The sequence below is a fragment of the Anaerostipes hadrus ATCC 29173 = JCM 17467 genome (genome assembly GCF_030296915.1).
GTDB lineage: Bacteria > Bacillota > Clostridia > Lachnospirales > Lachnospiraceae > Anaerostipes > Anaerostipes hadrus.
The window spans coordinates 31283-48398 of the sequence record NZ_AP028031.1 but is presented as its reverse complement, the minus strand read 5'-3'; the positions used below and the strand labels follow the sequence as shown (position 1 = coordinate 48398).

General features: G+C 37.3%; 14 protein-coding genes, 1 tRNA gene and 1 other RNA gene. 3 read left to right on the top strand and 13 right to left on the bottom strand.

Features of this window, described 5'->3' with window-relative positions:
• Positions 1 to 96: 96 nt before the first annotated feature.
• From QUE18_RS00235 to tadA, 7 genes are all read right to left on the bottom strand, one after another.
• On the bottom strand, positions 97 to 2313 hold the full coding sequence (locus tag QUE18_RS00235; RefSeq protein WP_009203190.1) for a transglycosylase domain-containing protein: 2217 nt from the start codon (positions 2311 to 2313) through the stop codon (positions 97 to 99).
• Positions 2314 to 2448: 135 nt separating this feature from the next.
• On the bottom strand, positions 2449 to 4944 hold the full coding sequence (locus QUE18_RS00230; RefSeq protein WP_009203191.1) for a cysteine peptidase family C39 domain-containing protein: 2496 nt from the start codon (positions 4942 to 4944) through the stop codon (positions 2449 to 2451).
• A 177-nt stretch (positions 4945 to 5121) separates the two neighbouring features.
• Positions 5122 to 5514 carry a hypothetical protein gene (locus QUE18_RS00225; RefSeq protein WP_008392233.1) on the bottom strand — a complete coding sequence of 131 codons (393 nt, stop codon included), beginning with the start codon at positions 5512 to 5514 and terminating at the stop codon, positions 5122 to 5124.
• Between the two features lie 63 nt (positions 5515 to 5577).
• Positions 5578 to 6228: a GTP pyrophosphokinase gene (locus tag QUE18_RS00220; RefSeq protein WP_008392232.1), complete on the bottom strand. Its 651-nt coding sequence runs from the start codon at positions 6226 to 6228 to the stop codon at positions 5578 to 5580.
• Between the two features lie 116 nt (positions 6229 to 6344).
• Positions 6345 to 6608, bottom strand: an RNA gene (gene ffs / locus QUE18_RS00215) — signal recognition particle sRNA large type.
• A gap of 88 nt (positions 6609 to 6696) precedes the next feature.
• Positions 6697 to 8331 (bottom strand): lectin like domain-containing protein, encoded by a 1635-nt coding sequence (locus QUE18_RS00210; protein ID WP_009203192.1) that lies wholly within the window; start codon positions 8329 to 8331, stop codon positions 6697 to 6699.
• On the bottom strand, positions 8318 to 8803 hold the full coding sequence (gene tadA / locus QUE18_RS00205) for a tRNA adenosine(34) deaminase TadA (RefSeq protein WP_009203193.1): 486 nt from the start codon (positions 8801 to 8803) through the stop codon (positions 8318 to 8320). The genes QUE18_RS00210 and tadA overlap by 14 nt, the downstream gene beginning before the upstream one ends.
• Positions 8804 to 8854: 51 nt before the next feature.
• On the opposite strand from tadA, the gene QUE18_RS00200 reads away from it, so the two are divergent.
• Positions 8855 to 9754 carry a DUF6128 domain-containing protein gene (locus tag QUE18_RS00200; RefSeq protein ID WP_009203194.1) on the top strand — a complete coding sequence of 300 codons (900 nt, stop codon included), beginning with the start codon at positions 8855 to 8857 and terminating at the stop codon, positions 9752 to 9754.
• Here QUE18_RS00200 and rsmA read toward each other — a convergent pair.
• The 4 genes from rsmA to QUE18_RS00180 all read right to left on the bottom strand — a co-directional run bounded on the left by rsmA (position 9743) and on the right by QUE18_RS00180 (position 12485).
• On the bottom strand, positions 9743 to 10600 hold the full coding sequence (gene rsmA / locus QUE18_RS00195) for a 16S rRNA (adenine(1518)-N(6)/adenine(1519)-N(6))-dimethyltransferase RsmA (RefSeq protein ID WP_008392227.1): 858 nt from the start codon (positions 10598 to 10600) through the stop codon (positions 9743 to 9745). The genes QUE18_RS00200 and rsmA overlap by 12 nt on opposite strands.
• Before the next feature lie 3 nt (positions 10601 to 10603).
• On the bottom strand, positions 10604 to 11377 hold the full coding sequence (locus tag QUE18_RS00190) for a TatD family hydrolase (RefSeq protein WP_008392226.1): 774 nt from the start codon (positions 11375 to 11377) through the stop codon (positions 10604 to 10606).
• Positions 11374 to 12321, bottom strand: coding sequence for an NYN domain-containing protein (locus QUE18_RS00185; RefSeq protein WP_015530602.1), 948 nt, complete (start codon positions 12319 to 12321; stop codon positions 11374 to 11376). The genes QUE18_RS00190 and QUE18_RS00185 overlap by 4 nt, the downstream gene beginning before the upstream one ends.
• Positions 12322 to 12414: 93 nt before the next feature.
• Positions 12415 to 12485 (bottom strand) — tRNA-Gly (locus QUE18_RS00180).
• 138 nt (positions 12486 to 12623) lie between these two features.
• On the opposite strand from QUE18_RS00180, the gene QUE18_RS00175 reads away from it, so the two are divergent.
• Both QUE18_RS00175 and QUE18_RS00170 read left to right on the top strand, forming a co-directional pair.
• The gene (locus QUE18_RS00175) at positions 12624 to 13196 is read left to right on the top strand and encodes a spore maturation protein A (RefSeq protein WP_009203195.1); all 573 of its coding nucleotides are present in this window, start codon (positions 12624 to 12626) and stop codon (positions 13194 to 13196) included.
• A 104-nt stretch (positions 13197 to 13300) separates the two neighbouring features.
• The gene (locus QUE18_RS00170) at positions 13301 to 13708 is read left to right on the top strand and encodes a nucleoside recognition domain-containing protein (RefSeq protein WP_330380005.1); all 408 of its coding nucleotides are present in this window, start codon (positions 13301 to 13303) and stop codon (positions 13706 to 13708) included.
• A gap of 120 nt (positions 13709 to 13828) precedes the next feature.
• Here the strand turns inward: QUE18_RS00170 and QUE18_RS00165 are convergent, their stop codons facing one another.
• Both QUE18_RS00165 and QUE18_RS00160 read right to left on the bottom strand, forming a co-directional pair.
• Positions 13829 to 15958: a SulP family inorganic anion transporter gene (locus tag QUE18_RS00165; RefSeq protein ID WP_009203197.1), complete on the bottom strand. Its 2130-nt coding sequence runs from the start codon at positions 15956 to 15958 to the stop codon at positions 13829 to 13831.
• Entirely contained in the window at positions 15955 to 17088 is a 1134-nt protein-coding gene (locus QUE18_RS00160) for a pyridoxal-phosphate-dependent aminotransferase family protein (protein WP_009203198.1), read from the bottom strand. Before QUE18_RS00160 ends, QUE18_RS00165 begins: the two co-directional genes overlap by 4 nt.
• Positions 17089 to 17116 lie beyond the last annotated feature (28 nt).

The window sequence follows — 17116 nt, the reverse complement described above, 5'->3', positions numbered from 1 at the left end:
GTCTTATGGCGGAGTCTTTTTTTTGCAGAATTTTCTTATACACAAAAATCACAGGTATTGAATTACCTGTGATTTTTAATTATCTCAATATTCTTTTTACTGATTCTCTGCTGGCTGTTCTTCTGTCTGTGGTGCTGCCGTTGTAGGAGCCGCTGTCGTAGGCGCTGCCGTTGTAGGAGCTGCTGTCGTAGGTGCTGCTGTAGTTGCTTCTGTGCCCTTTGTGCTGCTCTCTGTCGCTGTTGTTGCCTGTGTTCCTGTCTGCTGTGTAGTCTCTCCTTGGTAATCCGTATAATCTCCACCCATAGAATCTGTAGAAGAGTATTCTGAATGAATCTCATTCATGAAATTACTCCAGATGGATTTTGGATAAGATGCTCCGCTTAATCCTTCCATAATCCTGTTATCATCTCTACCTACCCATACTGCTGTTGTATAGTAAGGTGTGTATCCACAGAACCATCCGTCTTTGTTCAGGTTTGTTGTACCTGTTTTTCCTGCGGTATCAACATTCGGTACTTTTGCTCCTACTCCAGTTCCACCTGTAATTACACTCTTCAGTACATCAGTCATTGCATTTGCTGCACTTGTTGAATATACTCTTCTCTTCTTTGTGGAAGATGACATAACTTCATCTCCATCAGAAGTTGTTATCTTAGAGATACATGTTGGTTCTCTATACACACCATCATTCTTCAATGTAGCATATCCTGCTGCCATCTCTTCTGATGTTGTTCCTTTTCTGAAACCACCAATACATGTCGTATAATACTTATAATCAAAACTTGTCAGATATTTAAAGTTCATATTCTCCAGATATTTTAAACATGTCTTCGGTGTCAACTGTTCATAGATACGCATCGTTGCAACGTTACTTGACTTCTGCACTGCTCTTCTAAGCGTAATCTGTCCGGAATATGACCCATGTGAGTTCCCCACATGATTCTTATCTTTGGAAGACATTGGCGAATCATCTACGGTTGAACTTGGTGACCATCCATGTTCTAAAGCTGGTGCATATACAAGCAATGGCTTGATCGCACTACCTGGCTGTCTTGGACTCTGGAACGCACGGTTTAATGTATAACCGATATTCTTCTGTTCACGTCCACCGACGATCGCTACAACCTTTCCAGTATCATTATCAATACATGTTCCAGATGCCTGTGTCTTATAAATGCCATTCTTATCTTTCTCTGTATATCCAGACAATGCATTGTCTACACTGCTCTGCAGTTGTTTCTGGACATCTGGATCAATGGATGTATAAATATGATATCCTGCACTGTATAAGGTCCTCTTACACTCTGCATACATCTTATCATATTCTTCCTGATATTTTTCCTTCTCAGAAGTCGAACTGAAATCATATTTGAATTCAAATCCCTTCTGTTTCATAATCTCTTTTGTCGCACAATGAATGACATATGTTTCTACGTAATTCTTCTTCTCTGTCTTACTCTTCTGCGCACTCTTTACGTTAATCTCTTCATTGATTGCTTCTTCATACTGGTCTTTACGGATCAGTTTCTGCTCGTACATATCCTTTAGAATCTTATTTCTACGCTTGATCGTATTTTCTTTGTTTGTACGTGGATCATAGATTGTTGGATTATTTGGAATCGCAGATAAAAATGCTGCTTCTGACATTGTCAGATTTTTCGCATCCTTACGGAAATATCCTTGGCTTGCTGCCTGAATTCCATAATAACCATTCGCATAATAAACATTGTTCAGATAGAACTCAAGGATCTGCTCCTTGGAGTATTTCCTCTCTAATTCTACTGCCATAAAGATCTCTTTAACTTTTCTCTTCCATGTCTTCTGACGATTCAAAAAGACAGTCTTCGCAAGCTGCTGCGTCAGAGTACTTCCCCCCTGTGTGATCCTTCCTTTGTGTACCACATAACTTACTGCAGCTCTTGAGATTCCTTTGTAATCCACACCGCTGTGTTTATAGAAATTCTTGTCTTCGACAGAAATTACTGCAGCTATGACATAAACCGGAAGCTCCTTGTACTTCAGATAATATACATCTTTTTCACCTTTAAACTTCAGTAACTGTTTTCCGTTGGTGTCATATACAATACTTGTCTGTGATGCCTTAAATGTCTCCTCACTCGACTGAGCAACGAGTTTCTTGGCTTCACTTCTAAGCTTCATAACCTTTGCCCCAAAAGTAAACCAGCCGATTACGACCAACAACAAAAAGACAACAGAAACTTTCAAAAGAACTTTTTTCTTTTTATGTTTCTTTTTATGCTTTTTCTTGCTTTCGGGAATAATCTTTTTTGTTTCCTTTGTTTCTTCAGCCATATTCCTTTCACCTTTCGTTTGTTTTTACTGTTCTCATTTTCCGGATCATCTCCAGATATATATCTTAATTTTAACATAAAATATATCATAACTAAAATTTTTGTCTCGACATAGTTCGCACTCTAAAGACAAAATCTAATTGGCATATCCGTAATAAACGCTTCCTGCTTGTTTAAATTCACTCTCAAGCTTCTTGCGATTTGCTTTTACAGACTTTCCATTTGTCGGATCATAATATCTTAAATCCGTCTGATTATAACTCATAACTAAGACATATGTGCCATTCTTTCTCTGTGCCACGAAAGATCTTCCCTTACTTATTGCATAAACAAGATCATCCATGCTGCAGTCAGAATAATTAACTGCACGCTTATTGAACACCTTAAATAATTTATCATATGTGCTGCCTGACATCTTCTTAATCTTATCATAGGAAATCTTAATTCCTTCTGATCTTGCCATCATCAGAATACATGCAATGTCTGTCTCCTCTTTATTCTTTGCTTTGATCATCGGGATATTAGATCCTTTTCCATAATTCTGTGCAACACCTTTCTCCCACAAATACATCTGATGATAATTTACAACTACTCCACCACCTTGCTTGGCGACCTTGATAGCTTCTTTCAGATTACTGTAAATTCCTGACAACTTACCGCCTGTATAGACAAATGCATCCCTATATTTATTATCATTTACAGCAAATTTGATCTTTATCTCATCTTCCTGTTCCTCAACATTTGTAGAAAGATAGTTTGGTCTTGTCTGAATATAAACATCATCCGGGAATGCAAGATATAACTGATTCAATCTTGTTCCTGTATACCCGTACTCTAAAACTGCCTTACTCTCCTGTTTATCTTTGTAACGAATATAACTTACATTGATCTTCTTATATCCATTTCCACTCTTCTTAGAATGTGTCAATGCGATCGTTGTTCCGTCTACACTTGTGTTCGTAATATAAGTACCATCTTCTCCATACTCTTTTACAATCTTTTTATTGTTTCTTATATATACATTTGTCAATGGATACATATAAGAACCATCTTTATTCCTTACAACTTCTTTTTTATTTCCAACTCCATAGATAAAATCTTTCTCTATGAATCCAATTGGACGCAGTACCTGATCATCTTTACATGTGATCACTTCTGTTTTCTGTGTGGAAAGATCCACAACTTTCATCTTATTCTTTGACTGATTCAATGCAAGCATTCCATTCTCAGAGATAACTGTCATATCATCTGTAATGTTCTTTGCCAGAATCTTACTCTTTCCAGAGTCAAGATCTACCTGATAAACCGCTCCATCCAAATAGAAATAAAACTGTCCGCTACCACTTAAAAATGCACCTTTTTTAATGTCATTTTTCATCATATCATACTGAATCTGTGTTGGGATAAAGCCTAGTTCCTCAATCTTCTGGTCTGACGCAGTATACTGATAAACAGAAATACCATTCTCTCCTTCATGTTTTCCTCGATTCATATATCCATAAACCAAGAATGCTATATCTCCATTATTCTTCATCTTCATAATCTGAATCGCATGCTTTTGATAGTTGTTGCGACTGTCACGATAATCTTCTCCTTCAAAAGAAAATACTTTGTGCATGTTGGACTTCTGATAGTCATAATACCACAATTCATCTTGGACAACGAATGCTGCTTTCTTTCCGCCATTTTTACTGATCAACTGTTTCTGACTGCTTCCGATTCCCAATAAAATACGATTATTACTACGATCGATCGTATCGTATCGCATATATGCTTCCATATTACGTTCATAATTTAACAGATACATTCTGTCCTTTGCATATCGAACCCTGAAATATTCTGTTGCCTGATAATACTGTTTTGTTCCATCCGTATTCTCTGCTGAAAGAATATATCTCAGCTCCAGTGACGTTACATTTTCAGAAATTTCTTTTACGGTTGCAGGATATACACTTTCAACCTGTGGTTTTAATGTTGCATAAGATACCGCTTCCTGTGTCGATTTCAAGTCAACATTCGCCAGATTATTCGATGTTGTTCCCTCTGCCGTTTCTAAATACTGACTGATAAACTCTGTATTACCTTCTGTCAATGCTGCATCATGGAATTTCTGTGCAAAATCCAGACATTCTTTTAAATGAAAACTAGTTCCATAAATCACACGTGTAAAATAACGGATCGTTTTGTCATTTTGTTTCACTGACAATTCCATTAGATATGTTTTTCCATTTTCCAGACGTTCTTTAATCTTAATGTTTGCCGTCTTTTTTCCTTTGACTTTATGAAATGCTGTATCACCATTTCCAAGGATTGTTTTATTATCTGTATCATAAATCTTATATGACACGACACTGACGTCAGATTTTGCATATGTCAGCATTACTTTTACTTCATTCTCATAAATTGGTGTGATACTGTCACGGATCAAGGATGCATCAACACTTCCCTGATACCCATGCAACTGGTTAATATTCTTTCCATCTGCAGACACTGTTAATAAAGGGATTGTTGCTTGACTAGTTTCTGTAACCCCTTTGTTATTTCTTCCAACTAACATATAATTCCAGATAAATAATGAAATTAAAAATAGAATTCCAAATACTGAAATTTGTATCACTTTACTTTGCTTCATTACTTTCTCCTTTTCCTAATTCCGTGAAGCCTTATAATGTACATTTTATCCGTTTTTGTATATGAATACAACCTTTTTAAGAAATGTTTAAGATGTATGTTTTTCATTTTACAGCGGATTTCATAGTGATTCCCTATGAAACAAGAAAAAACCAGGATTTCTCCCGGCTCTTTCTTTTTATGCTTTAAACATATTTCGTTTTCTTCGATAACGGCATCTTCTATGATAAATCTCTCCTCCAAGCAGCGAAAGGATCATCTGATATAATAATTGTTCTTTCTTCTGACAATCTTGCTTCTCTTGATGATCGATCTTATCATAAATCTTATCCACCATAGTAAGCAGCATCGTTCGATCCATATATTCATCAAACATCCTGCTGCCCTCGTATTCCATCTGATCACAAATATCTTCGATCAGATCCAGAATCTGTCTGGCCAGTGCAGAATACATTCTCGTAATATACTGATAATCGTCTTCCTGCCTCTGTTCCTGTGCTACAAATTCTCTGACTGGTCTTACTTCAGTATCAAATAATGGAAGATCTCCTAAACCATCTCTGTCTGCCATCTTCCTGCTCCTTTTTCTCTATCAATCATATCTTATGATCATTTAGAGAAAATATTGCATGTCCTATTCTTTATTTTCTTCCCGAATACTTCTCACTTCTTCATTGATCGCCAACATCTTGCTGTCTAAAAACGTCACAAGATCTGCACACTCCTTCAATTCTTTCTTAATGTATTCTGGTGTATTACCCTCGTATTTATAATAAATCTTATGCTCCAGAGATGCCCAAAAGTCCATTGCAACCGTTCTGATCTGAATCTCTACTTTGGTAGGTACCACTCTGTCAGATAAAAAGATTGGTACTCTTACGATCAGATGATAGCTTCTGTATCCATTGACCTTGGGATTCAACATATAATCCTTTGTCTTTAGTACTTCTATATCATCTTGTGATGAAATCATATCTACGATTCGATAAATGTCTGGTGTAAAAGAACAAATAACCCTGACCCCAGCGATATCATCAATATATTTCTGAATATTCTCTACTGTGATCTCTTTTCCTTTACGTATCAGCTTTCTTGTGATGCTCTCATCTGTTTTTAATCTTGATTCGATATGTTCAATCGGATTGTACTGGTGCACAAGTTTAAACTCATCATTTAATATCTCTAATTTCGTTCCGATCTCTTTTAATGCAGAACGATATAATAATTTGATCTTTCGGTATTCAAGCATTACATCTTGTACATCAGGTAATTCTAATTCTCTCATATGTCTCACTCCTTACCATGTTTGCTATTCCTATTCTATCACTGTTTCACTTTGTATTCAATAGCATACAATCCGAGTAGTAAGTTCTTAAATACCTAAAAATGGGTAAAAAAAATCCGTGCGGAATGCGTTGTGCTATCTTCCACAGACGTTACCTCTATAGTTAACTCAACCCAGGCACCCTCACGGCACATAGAAGGTTCCACTTAGTGCTGCTTTGTTCCCAACCTGACACGGTTCATGGATTCCTATTGCGTGAGACCCAGATATCAACGCCACTTGTAGAGGGCAGCTCTACAGAAAACAGCCCGAAGCAAACCATCACCTCTGCTATAGCGGATTGCAGAAATAGGGTGCCGCTACCTCCCCGGCTAGCACGGAAGCTTTATGACTTGATTATCTTTGGCATCTTTTGCAAGATGCATATTTGATTATACTAAATACTTTTCTTTTGGTCAATAGTTATTCTTATTTGGTTTTTAGATAAATTTTTTTCGTTCCCCGATATCTTCCTCTTCCTTTTACGATCACATATTTGTGACCTTCTTTTTTGACGATCTTGTAATCTTTATTCTTTTTTAAATGCTTTCCTTTGTAATATAATACGATTCCCTTTGGATTCTTATTTTTAGAATCCGCCTTACAATATCTCAAATGAATCTTGTTTACTGGCTGCATTACTGTATATGCCTTTAAACGCATCGTTGCATGATCTGGGTTCAGATCATTCCATTTTCTATGATCATAAAGATAACTCTGTCCTTTTTTTGTTTTATTAACAAAAGATACCCAGTGATAATCATCATTTTCATCAAAACCAATCTTACCAGAAGATCTTAATTTTACTACAACTGCAAACTTGTCTCCTCTCAGAACCTCTGCTTTTCTTGAAAGATCGATCGTATGCGTTCCGGCCTCTCTGATCGTTCCTGTTACCGGACGTTTTAACATCTTTGTTCCACTTGTTGGTCTTCCATCTTTAGGATTTCTATAAATCTGTATACTGTATTTGACATTTGCAGACCAAGTTACCAGATTCACTGCTTTGATCAGTTCTTTCTTCTTTGCACTTCCTTTTTTCGCTGTAAATACATTTGCGAACTTTTGTCCTTTTTTCAGTTTTAAAATTCCAGGATTCGCTGAACCATCATAGAAATAATTGTATTTATACTCTGAGGCTTTCACAAATTGCCCTGCAACAAATTCACAAAGAGATTTATCTTCATAAGAAATATAGGTATATCCGTTACTTCCTTCTTGATTTCCCCAACTGTTTTTTACGATCCATGCTCCATCTCTGGACGGTCTGGATCCACTGTTAAAATTATCTCTGCTATAACTATCATCCCATCCAACGATCGCAACAATATGATTTGCTGCCTGTCTGGCACTATTGCAGTTGTATGCCTCATGATTCTTTCCGTAATAGGCTGTTTCTTCCCATGTCTCTTCGGGTGCATGGTACGCCATAACTACGGAACCATATCCTATGATATAGGATTTTACTACTGCTGCTTGCGGTGTATCTCCAAGGAAAAATCCATTCTTCAGAATTGCACTGTCTTTTTGTCCTACAGAATCAGATAATCTCCATTTTCCTGTATTAAATGGTGCAATATTTTCTTTTGCAAGACCATACCATCCTGTTAGCGACAACATTGCAAGCAGTGAATTGCCGCCCGCATATCTCCAATCTCCTGAAACTTTTGTTTTGTCCCCTTTGGTATTATTTAATATATCGTTTTTTCGATTGTACATAAAATATCCAAAATGTTTCTCCGAAAAATCTATATTCGTACTTGCGATTCCTTGTTTGATCAGAGAAGTTTCTCCCATCGATGTAATCCCAAACGCCCAGCATAATTCTGTGTTTCCCTGATCTTTCACTGATGTTACCTGTCCAAGTTCTGATGAACTGTAATATGAATCCAATGATCTGGCATTCCTCTTTGGCGTTACAGTTTTTGGCACATCTGGAGATTCAATCTTAATATTCAATGGATGATATCCATCAGACTGTGAGGCATAGATAAAAGAAATATTTAAAGAACTTATCATGCCGACACATAAAATAACTACAATAAGCTTCTTAATCCTTTCCATGTTCCTTGTCCCCCTTCTTCCTTCTTCTTAATTCTTTAAAAAAATCAGACAGCATCTGACTGCACTCTTCCTCTAATATACCACGTTCTATCTCTACTTGGTGATTAAATTTGTCAATCTGTAAAATATTCAATACAGATCCTGCACAGCCCGCCTTTGGATTCATCGCTCCGATCACAACTTTGGGAATTCGTGCCTGTACGATAGCTCCTGCGCACATCTGACATGGTTCCAATGTGATATACATGGTACAATCTTCCAGTCTCCAATCATTAACTTTCTTACTTGCTTTCTGAATCGCAAGAAGTTCTGCATGTGCCAATGTTGTCTTCTTCTTATTGCGCTGGTTATAAGCTCTTGCAATGATCTTGTCATCTTCAACGATCACACATCCGATCGGAACATCTCCGATCGCTGCCGCTTTCTTCGCTTGTTTGATTGCTTCTTTCATGTATTTTTCTTCTTGTGTCACTTACTCTTACCCCTTATATCTATGTCATATTTTTCTTTATTATAACATAGAATGAAGCAAAAAGAGAGTACACGATTGTCAGATTATCAACGTATTGTATCTTATCTGTATGAATATCACCATGGAATCAAGGGTTCCAATGTCGGTTTTGCCAAAATAGAAAAACGCCAAAACCGTCTGAGGGTTTATTTCCATGTAAAAACAAATGATCAGGCATTGGAATACAAAATTTATTTTTATTATTTTCATCAGGGTGCTATGAATGGGATTTATCTTGATACGGTCAAGCGAACTGATGCGATCATTGAATTTAAAAACACATATCCTTTGATCGATGATTTTGATAAAATGGATGGATTCTTGCTGTATTATTCGAATGATCATTTCTTTGGATCGCAGTGGAAAGATCATCCGATCATTATACGAAGTTTTGTACCTGTGGAGTCTGCTGAAAATAAAAATGAGAATACTGAAAAAACGGTACCTCCAGAACCTTCGCCTGAAACCGAAACACTTTCTGAAACTGAAGCTTCTCCTACATCCAGTCTCTCAGAATACATTGAAGCCCTTCAATTAGAAAAGGATGCGAAAGAATTCACACATCCAAATCCACCAAAGGACTTCGACTGGAAGGAGTATCCCACCTTGCCCATGCCTCCTTCTTATAGCCTTGATCCTAGCATTAAGATCGGACTAGAAGATCTTGATCAGATTCCTGATCTTGATAACAACATAAAGACAAATGGTTTTCTCCTTTTAAATTATGGGAATTTCGGCCACTTAATGCTCGCGAAAGATCAAGACAGCGGCCAACGTTATCTTGGAATTCCTGGAATCTTTGATAACGAAAAAGCTTTTATCTCCCGTTTATTTGGTTTTAAGACTTTTATCACGGTGCCGCTAAAACCACATAAAACTGGAAATTTTGGTTATTTTATCTTACCGGTCTAAGATGTTACTTAACTGTGCAAACTGTTCTAAGGTTAATGCTTCTCCACGAACAGATGCAGGTAATTCCATCTCTTCTAATGCCTGTGCTACCTGTTCTTTGGAGAAGTTTAAGCCTCCGAAATTTTTAATTCCATTCTGGAGAGTTTTTCTTCTCTGGTTAAAAGATGCACGAATTAACTGGAATAATAATTTCTCATTTGTAACCTTGATCGGTGCGTCTTTGTATTTCGTAAGACGGATGACTGCAGATCCAACTTTTGGTCTTGGCATAAAGCAGTTTGGCGGCACATTCGCTACCACATATGGTTCTGCATAGTACTGCACTGCGAGTGATAATGCACCATAGTCTTTTGTTCCCGGACCTGACTGCATACGGTCTGCAACTTCTTTCTGTACCATGACAGTAATACTGTCGATCGGCACATGACTTTCAAACAATCCCATGATGATCGGAGTTGTAATGTAATATGGGAGATTCGCCACAACCTTCACTGGTTTCCCACCATTTTTCTCTTCTACGATCTTTGCAATATCGACTTTCAAAATATCTGCATTCAAAATGGACACGTTATCATATGCACTTAATGTGTCTGAAAGAATCGGAATCAGATTCTTATCAATCTCAACTGCCATGACCTCTCTCGCATTTTCTGCAAGATACTGCGTCATTGTTCCAATTCCTGGTCCGATCTCTAACACGAAATCATCTTTGTTCACTTCTGCTGCAGAAATGATCTTCTCAAGAACACGTTCATCAATCAGAAAGTTCTGTCCAAACTTTTTCTGAAAATCAAAATCATATTTCTGAATTACTTCTATTGTATTTTTTGGATTTCCAAGTTTCACTCTTTATACCTCTTTCATACGATACAATTGTCTTGCATTTTCTTCAGTGACTGCGATCAGTTCTTCCTTGTTGATCCCTTTGATCTGACTGAGCGCTTCTGCTACATAATTTAAATTTAGTGAAGAATTTCTCTTGCCTCTATTGGGTTCTGGTGACAGATATGGGCAGTCTGTCTCTAATACGATTCTGTCTAACGGTGTATAAGCTGCAACTTCCTTTAATGTCTTTGCATTCTTAAATGTTACAACGCCACCGATTCCAATATAAAATCCCATATCAAGGAATTGCCTTGCCATCTCTTTTGAATAAGAAAAACAGTGAACCACCCCGCCGATTTCTTCTGCATGTAACGCTTTCATTATATCATAAGTATCCTTTGCTGCGTCCCTGCTATGAATAATGATCGGTAATTTTACATCTCTTGCAAGTTCGATCTGTGCTTCAAACCATTTCTTCTGAATGCTGCGTTCTGGTTCATCCCAGTAATAATCAAGCCCGATCTCTCCGATCGCAAGAATTCGATCCATTGCTGCATATTTCTTTAGTGTATCGATATCTGACTCTTTCAACTCTGCCGTATCACTTGGATGAACGCCGACTGCTCCATACATCATCGGATATCGTGTCACTGCTTCTACGATCCATGTAGACGTTTCCATATTTGATCCTACATCAACGATCGTTCCGATTCCATTGTCCTTCATAGATGCTAACAATTCTTCTCTGTCTTGATCAAACTGTTTGTCATCATAATGTGCATGTGTATCAAATATCATCGTCTCTCTCCCTTTTCTCTTCGTTTCTTTAATCTGACTGTATTTCCGTTGACCGTAAGACAACGGATGCTTCGTAAGAAACTTGACATACGGCTGTAACCATAGTCTTTGATATTAAATCCGCTGTGTTTATCTTTTAATTCTAACGTTACCGCAGAAAGATTATCTAAAGATCCACCATTTTTCTTTACAAAATGAATTACTTCTTCTTCAATCGTTTCTCTGCTTGTCAGTTCTTTAAATTCAACATAACAGTTTGTATCTTCCTGCACAAGCATAAAATTATCCATCTCTTCATCAATTAAAACACTCAACTTTGTATATCCATAATTTCGCACATCAAAATCTGAATATTTTGCATTTAATCGATTTCCAATCTTCCCTAAATCTACTGGTGCATTCCCATTTTCACTGATAATATCTGCAATCGTATATGAAATCTCATCCAGTGATGTAACATTCTCTATTTCATCACTTTCCATATCCTCTTCTTTACCTCTGTCCGCTTCATAAATCAGATTTAGATGGATAAATTTATTACATGCTCTTGTCAGTGCCACAGGTGTCTTTGATTCTCCCATTCCGATCACATACATATGTTCTTCTCGAAGTCTCATTGCAAGTCTTGTAAAATCACTGTCACTCGTAACAATGCAGAATCCGTCTACTTTCTTTCCATATAACAGATCCATTGCATCAATGACCATTGCCATGTCTGTTGCATTTTTACCTGAAGTATAAGAAAATTGTTGCACAGGAATAATAGAATATTCTAATAACAACTCTTCATTCCATCCATTTGCTTTGGACCAGTTCCCATAAATTCTTCGACAAGACGGAAATCCGTAGGCTTCCAGCTCCTGAAAAATGATCGGTGCGTATTTAGGACTGATATTATCTGCATCGATCAGAACTGCAAACTGATTCTTTTCTTCTTCTATCATATTTTCCCTCATATCTAGCTATTGTTTATAGTTCTTTCCTGTAAAATGAAAAAAAGGATATATCCTCTCGAATATATCCTTAAATAAATACCAAGCGGGTGATGGGAATCGAACCCACGTGATCAGCTTGGAAGGCTGGAGTTCTACCATTGAACTACACCCGCATATCTTGTTCGCTGTGTTGTGTTTTCCTCAGCGACAAGTAATACTATACCACCACTTTTTATAAATTGCAAGTGTTTTTTTGAATTTTTTTCATTTTTTTGAATATCTTATGATAAAGGGGTTTTGGGGTATATTTTATGATGAATAAGATCTGGTGTTTTATGATCCTTGCAGGACTCATTGTCAGCAGTTTTAATGGAAAGATCACAACACTTTCTGATACCATTCTTTCTTCTTCCAAAGAGGCTGTGGAACTCTGTATTCTAATGTTTGGAATTGTTGGGTTATGGTCTGGACTCATGAACATTGCACTGTCTCTTGGAATTACTACACAACTTCAAAAGCTGTTAACCCCTTTTCTGACTTTTTTATTTCCAAATCTGAAGAATCAAAAAGCGAAAGAATATATCAGTACAAATATTGTCGCAAATATATTAGGTCTTGGTTGGGCTGCAACTCCTTCCGGATTAAAAGCTATGGAAGAATTACAAAAAGATAACCCTAACAAAAACACCGCAACAAATGAAATGTGTTCGTTCCTAATTCTTAATATATCATCTCTGCAATTGATTCCGATCAATATCATTGCCTACCGAAGCCAATACGGCTCTATCAATCCATCTAAGATCTTAATTCCAGGACTTATCGCTACTTTAGGTTCCACGATCGTTGCTGTTATCTATATCAAATGGAAGGACCGAAAACGATGATCACATTTCTTGCAAATCTTGTCATTCCTTTATTCATATTTACACTTGTTTTATATGGAACCCTAAAGCGTAAGGATATCTATACCCCTTTTCTTGAAGGTGTCATGGATGGATTTAAAATTGTTCTTGAGATTGCCCCAACTCTGATCGCTTTGTTTTTTGCGATTCAAATCTTTCGTTCTTCTGGAGCCTTGGATCTGATTGTTCGTTTTCTGACTCCTATAGGAAAACTATTAAAGATTCCTAAAGAAGTTTTACCCGTGATCTTTGCAAAACTTTTTTCTTCTTCCGCTGCAACTGGATTCCTGCTTGATATTTATAAAACTTCCGGGGCGGATTCTTTGGCTGGATTTATGTCTTCTGTGATCCTTAGTTCAACAGAAACTTGTTTTTATACATTATCCGTGTATTATTCTGTGGTTGGAATAAAAAAGATTCGATATACATTGACTGGGGCATTGCTTGCCGTTTTTGTTGGTACTTTTATCTCTGTATTCATCTCTTATTTTTAACTTTTCCCGATATATTTATGATATAATTTTGACATAAATAAATTTAGATTGCATTATAAAAATCAGCATACACAAAAAACGAGTGTTATCAGCATCTACTACTGATAGCACTCATCTTTTTTATTCCATATCTTTTCGTTTCTCTAATTCTCTCAAACTGACAACCAGATCATAAACTTCCGGCCGTCGTTCTTTCAAATGTTCATCCAAACGATGTCTTCGCTCTTTAAATCTCTGTGCAAGTTCTGGATGTTCTTTCATAATACGTTCATGAATTTCCCTTCGATGTTCCTCAAAACGTGCCGCCAGAGTTCTTTCATCTTTTCCAGAAATATTTACGATTTCTTTTAGATGTTCTTCCAGATGTTCTAACCATTCATCTTCGTCAAAAGCTTCCATATGTGACCAGCTTCCATGTAACAGCTTTTCTACATCTCCATTTTGCTTTAACTGCTTAATCTGATTTGTAATCTGCCTCTCAATCTGATCTTCCGTGTCAGAACCAAATGCCCAGACAAATTCCTGCATACGGTTATCTACACGCTTTCTTGATGCACTGCGTTCTTCATTATCAACTCCGCCTTCTAATGGATACGGACGTTTGATCCCCATATCTTTCAACGCAATATAAATCGTCCTTCTGACACATCCTTCTTCGATCAGATATCCGATTCCAAGCTTTCTCATCTGCTCATTTAAATCTGCGATATGCTCTGTGATATAAAATCTTATTCCTTGCTCTTTCAATGACTTATAAAGAATCTCAATGCGGTCTGCTGCCGTGATATCCATACTTCCAATTCCGCTGGCATCAAGGATCACTGCTTTGATATTTCCTCTGCGTTCAAGTTCCTGCTCAATATCCTGCTGCAACACTCCTGCATTGGCAAAAAACAAATTACTGCTGAAACGATAGATCAACACACCTTCAATCTCGTGAATCTGACGACTCTCAGCTAAATCACGAAAATGCTTATGTCCTGGCTGAATTCCCAGAAAACAACTTGCTGGTTTTGATGATCGTATCACCATTTCTGCAAAAGATAAGATAATTCCGATCAATACACCATTGATCGTTCCAAGTAACAATACCCCAATAAATGCACCCCAGAAAATAAAACATTCTGTGCGGCTGACTTTCCACAGTTTTACCGCCAGTTCAAATTCTGTCGCTCCCAGAAGTGCGGAAATTACGATCGCCGTCAATACCGGAACTGGCAGATATCCAATAAATCCTGTTCCAAATAACAATAATAGGATCATAGATAATCCTGCAACAATACTCATTAACTGTGTTTTTCCCTGATATTGTTCTCCCATCGCCGTTCTTGAAACAGATCCGTTGATCGGACAGCATCCAGTCAATGCTGCCACAAGATTTCCAACTGCAAATGCTAGTAATTCTTGATTATCATTGATACGATATCCATTTTTCTGTGCAAAATTATTCTCTGCAAGAAGTGTTTCCGCCATAATAACGACCGCTACCGACAAACTGATCGTCACCACTTCATCCATTGGAATTAACATAAGATTTGGAAAACTCCATTTTGGAAGTCCTGGTGCTACGGCATCTAATGTCTTAATTCCCCATTCTTTCATTGGCAGAACCTGCGTCAAAACAGCTCCTGCTACCATCATCACAACTGCCATTGGGAATTTCGGCATGATCTTTTTCGCTGCCAACAAGATGACTAATGATAGGATTCCTAAGATCAATGATGGAAGATTGATCTGTTCTGCTGTTTTTTCTATATGCTCTAACAGTTCTAATAATTCTCCAGTTCCTGCTGTTCCTCCCATTAATTTCGGCACTTGCATCAAAATGATCGTCGAACAGATTCCTGTAATAAATCCACCCATAACTGGTGCTGAAATATAATTTACAAGTTTTCCTGCATGCATCAGATAAAATGCGAGCAGCCACAATGCCACAAAAAATGTGATCACTGGCACAACTGCAAGTGCTTCTTTGGAACCACTTTGTATATTCATCCCAAGAAGTGCTGATCCAACCAACGCTGCTGGTGCCGCATCCACTCCAAAGATGAACTGCGGAGATGTAGAAAATAATGCAAATAAAATGATCGGAAATACAGACCCATATAGCCCATAAACCGCAGGTAATCCGGCAATCTGGGAATATCCCATAGAAATTGGAATCGATACTGCCATGATGATGATTCCTGTGATCACATCATTCAACAGATTTTCTCTTTTATAATCTTTTATTGTATGTCCTAATATCATAATTCTGTATGAAACACTCCCAACAAACTATTCTCTGATTTCCATCCAAGATATCTCAATGTTTCTTCCAATCCAGACATCACTTCTAACATATCTCCTACATTTGCACTTGCACCCATATGCCCGATTCGAATGACTTTTCCTGCCAATTCTCCGAAAGAACCTGCCAGCATGATTCCATGTTTTTCTCTCATTCTTTCCAGAATATCATCCGCTGTCATTCCTTCTGGTACATCAAATACTGTAACCGTATCTGAAAATCCACTTTCCAAATGTAATTTTAGACCAAATGCTTCAATGGCTTTTCTTGTCGCATTGGCGATTCTGGCGTGACGTTTGATCAGATCTTTATCCGCTGCAATATTATCTATCGCTGCTTTCAATCCATAGATATCACTGATCGGCATTGTATATGGGAACCATAAATTTTTATAGTAATCTTTGAAAATCGTCAGATTACAATAAAATGATGCGATTGGTGTTTTTCGATTTTCCATAACTTTTTTAGCTTCATCACTGATCGTTACGAAAGTAAGTCCTGGAGGCGCTGAAACTGCTTTTTGAGATCCTCCACATAAGATATCGATCTGTGCTTTATCAACATTGACTTCATTTCCAAACATTCCTGAAACAGAATCTGTAACTGTCATGATTCCATAGGATTTCAATAATGGACAGATTTTATGAATGTCATTTAACATTCCACTTGGAGTATCACAATGAACAACTGTTGCATATTTAAAATCGTGATCTTCCTTCAGATATGCATCTAATTCATCAACATCAAATGCATTTTTATAATCTTTTGTATACATAATAGGAGTTCCACCATACATAGATACAAAATCTGCAAATCCTGCTCCATAAATTCCATTATCAAGAATTAAAACTCTATCTCCCGGCTCTGTCATAGATGCACATGCTGCCTCTAAACCAAGGATTCCTTCTCCGCTTAGGATCAGTGTTTCATTCTTCGTATGAAGCAGCTCACTGATCAGCTCACAGGTTTCCTTGTATTCATCATAGAATTGCGGATCCAAATCTGCATTCGTTGTAGAAAGGCTTCTCGCCAGTCTTACATTTTCTGGCACCTGAACAGGTCCTGGTGTCATAATCTTGTATTTACTCATATCCGTCACTCACTTTCTTTTTTATTTT

Coding starts and splice junctions, on each gene's coding strand:
- QUE18_RS00160 (WP_009203198.1), bottom strand. CDS start 17,088: ATGAGTAAATACAAGATTATGACACCAGGACCTGTTCAGGTGCCAGAA.
- QUE18_RS00225 (WP_008392233.1), bottom strand. CDS start 5,514: ATGGCAGACAGAGATGGTTTAGGAGATCTTCCATTATTTGATACTGAA.
- QUE18_RS00190 (WP_008392226.1), bottom strand. CDS start 11,377: ATGATATTTGATACACATGCACATTATGATGACAAACAGTTTGATCAA.
- QUE18_RS00175 (WP_009203195.1), top strand. CDS start 12,624: ATGATGAATAAGATCTGGTGTTTTATGATCCTTGCAGGACTCATTGTC.
- QUE18_RS00230 (WP_009203191.1), bottom strand. CDS start 4,944: ATGAAGCAAAGTAAAGTGATACAAATTTCAGTATTTGGAATTCTATTT.
- QUE18_RS00220 (WP_008392232.1), bottom strand. CDS start 6,228: ATGAGAGAATTAGAATTACCTGATGTACAAGATGTAATGCTTGAATAC.
- QUE18_RS00165 (WP_009203197.1), bottom strand. CDS start 15,958: ATGATATTAGGACATACAATAAAAGATTATAAAAGAGAAAATCTGTTG.
- QUE18_RS00185 (WP_015530602.1), bottom strand. CDS start 12,321: ATGATAGAAGAAGAAAAGAATCAGTTTGCAGTTCTGATCGATGCAGAT.
- QUE18_RS00210 (WP_009203192.1), bottom strand. CDS start 8,331: ATGGAAAGGATTAAGAAGCTTATTGTAGTTATTTTATGTGTCGGCATG.
- QUE18_RS00200 (WP_009203194.1), top strand. CDS start 8,855: ATGAAGCAAAAAGAGAGTACACGATTGTCAGATTATCAACGTATTGTA.
- QUE18_RS00170 (WP_330380005.1), top strand. CDS start 13,301: ATGGATGGATTTAAAATTGTTCTTGAGATTGCCCCAACTCTGATCGCT.
- QUE18_RS00235 (WP_009203190.1), bottom strand. CDS start 2,313: ATGGCTGAAGAAACAAAGGAAACAAAAAAGATTATTCCCGAAAGCAAG.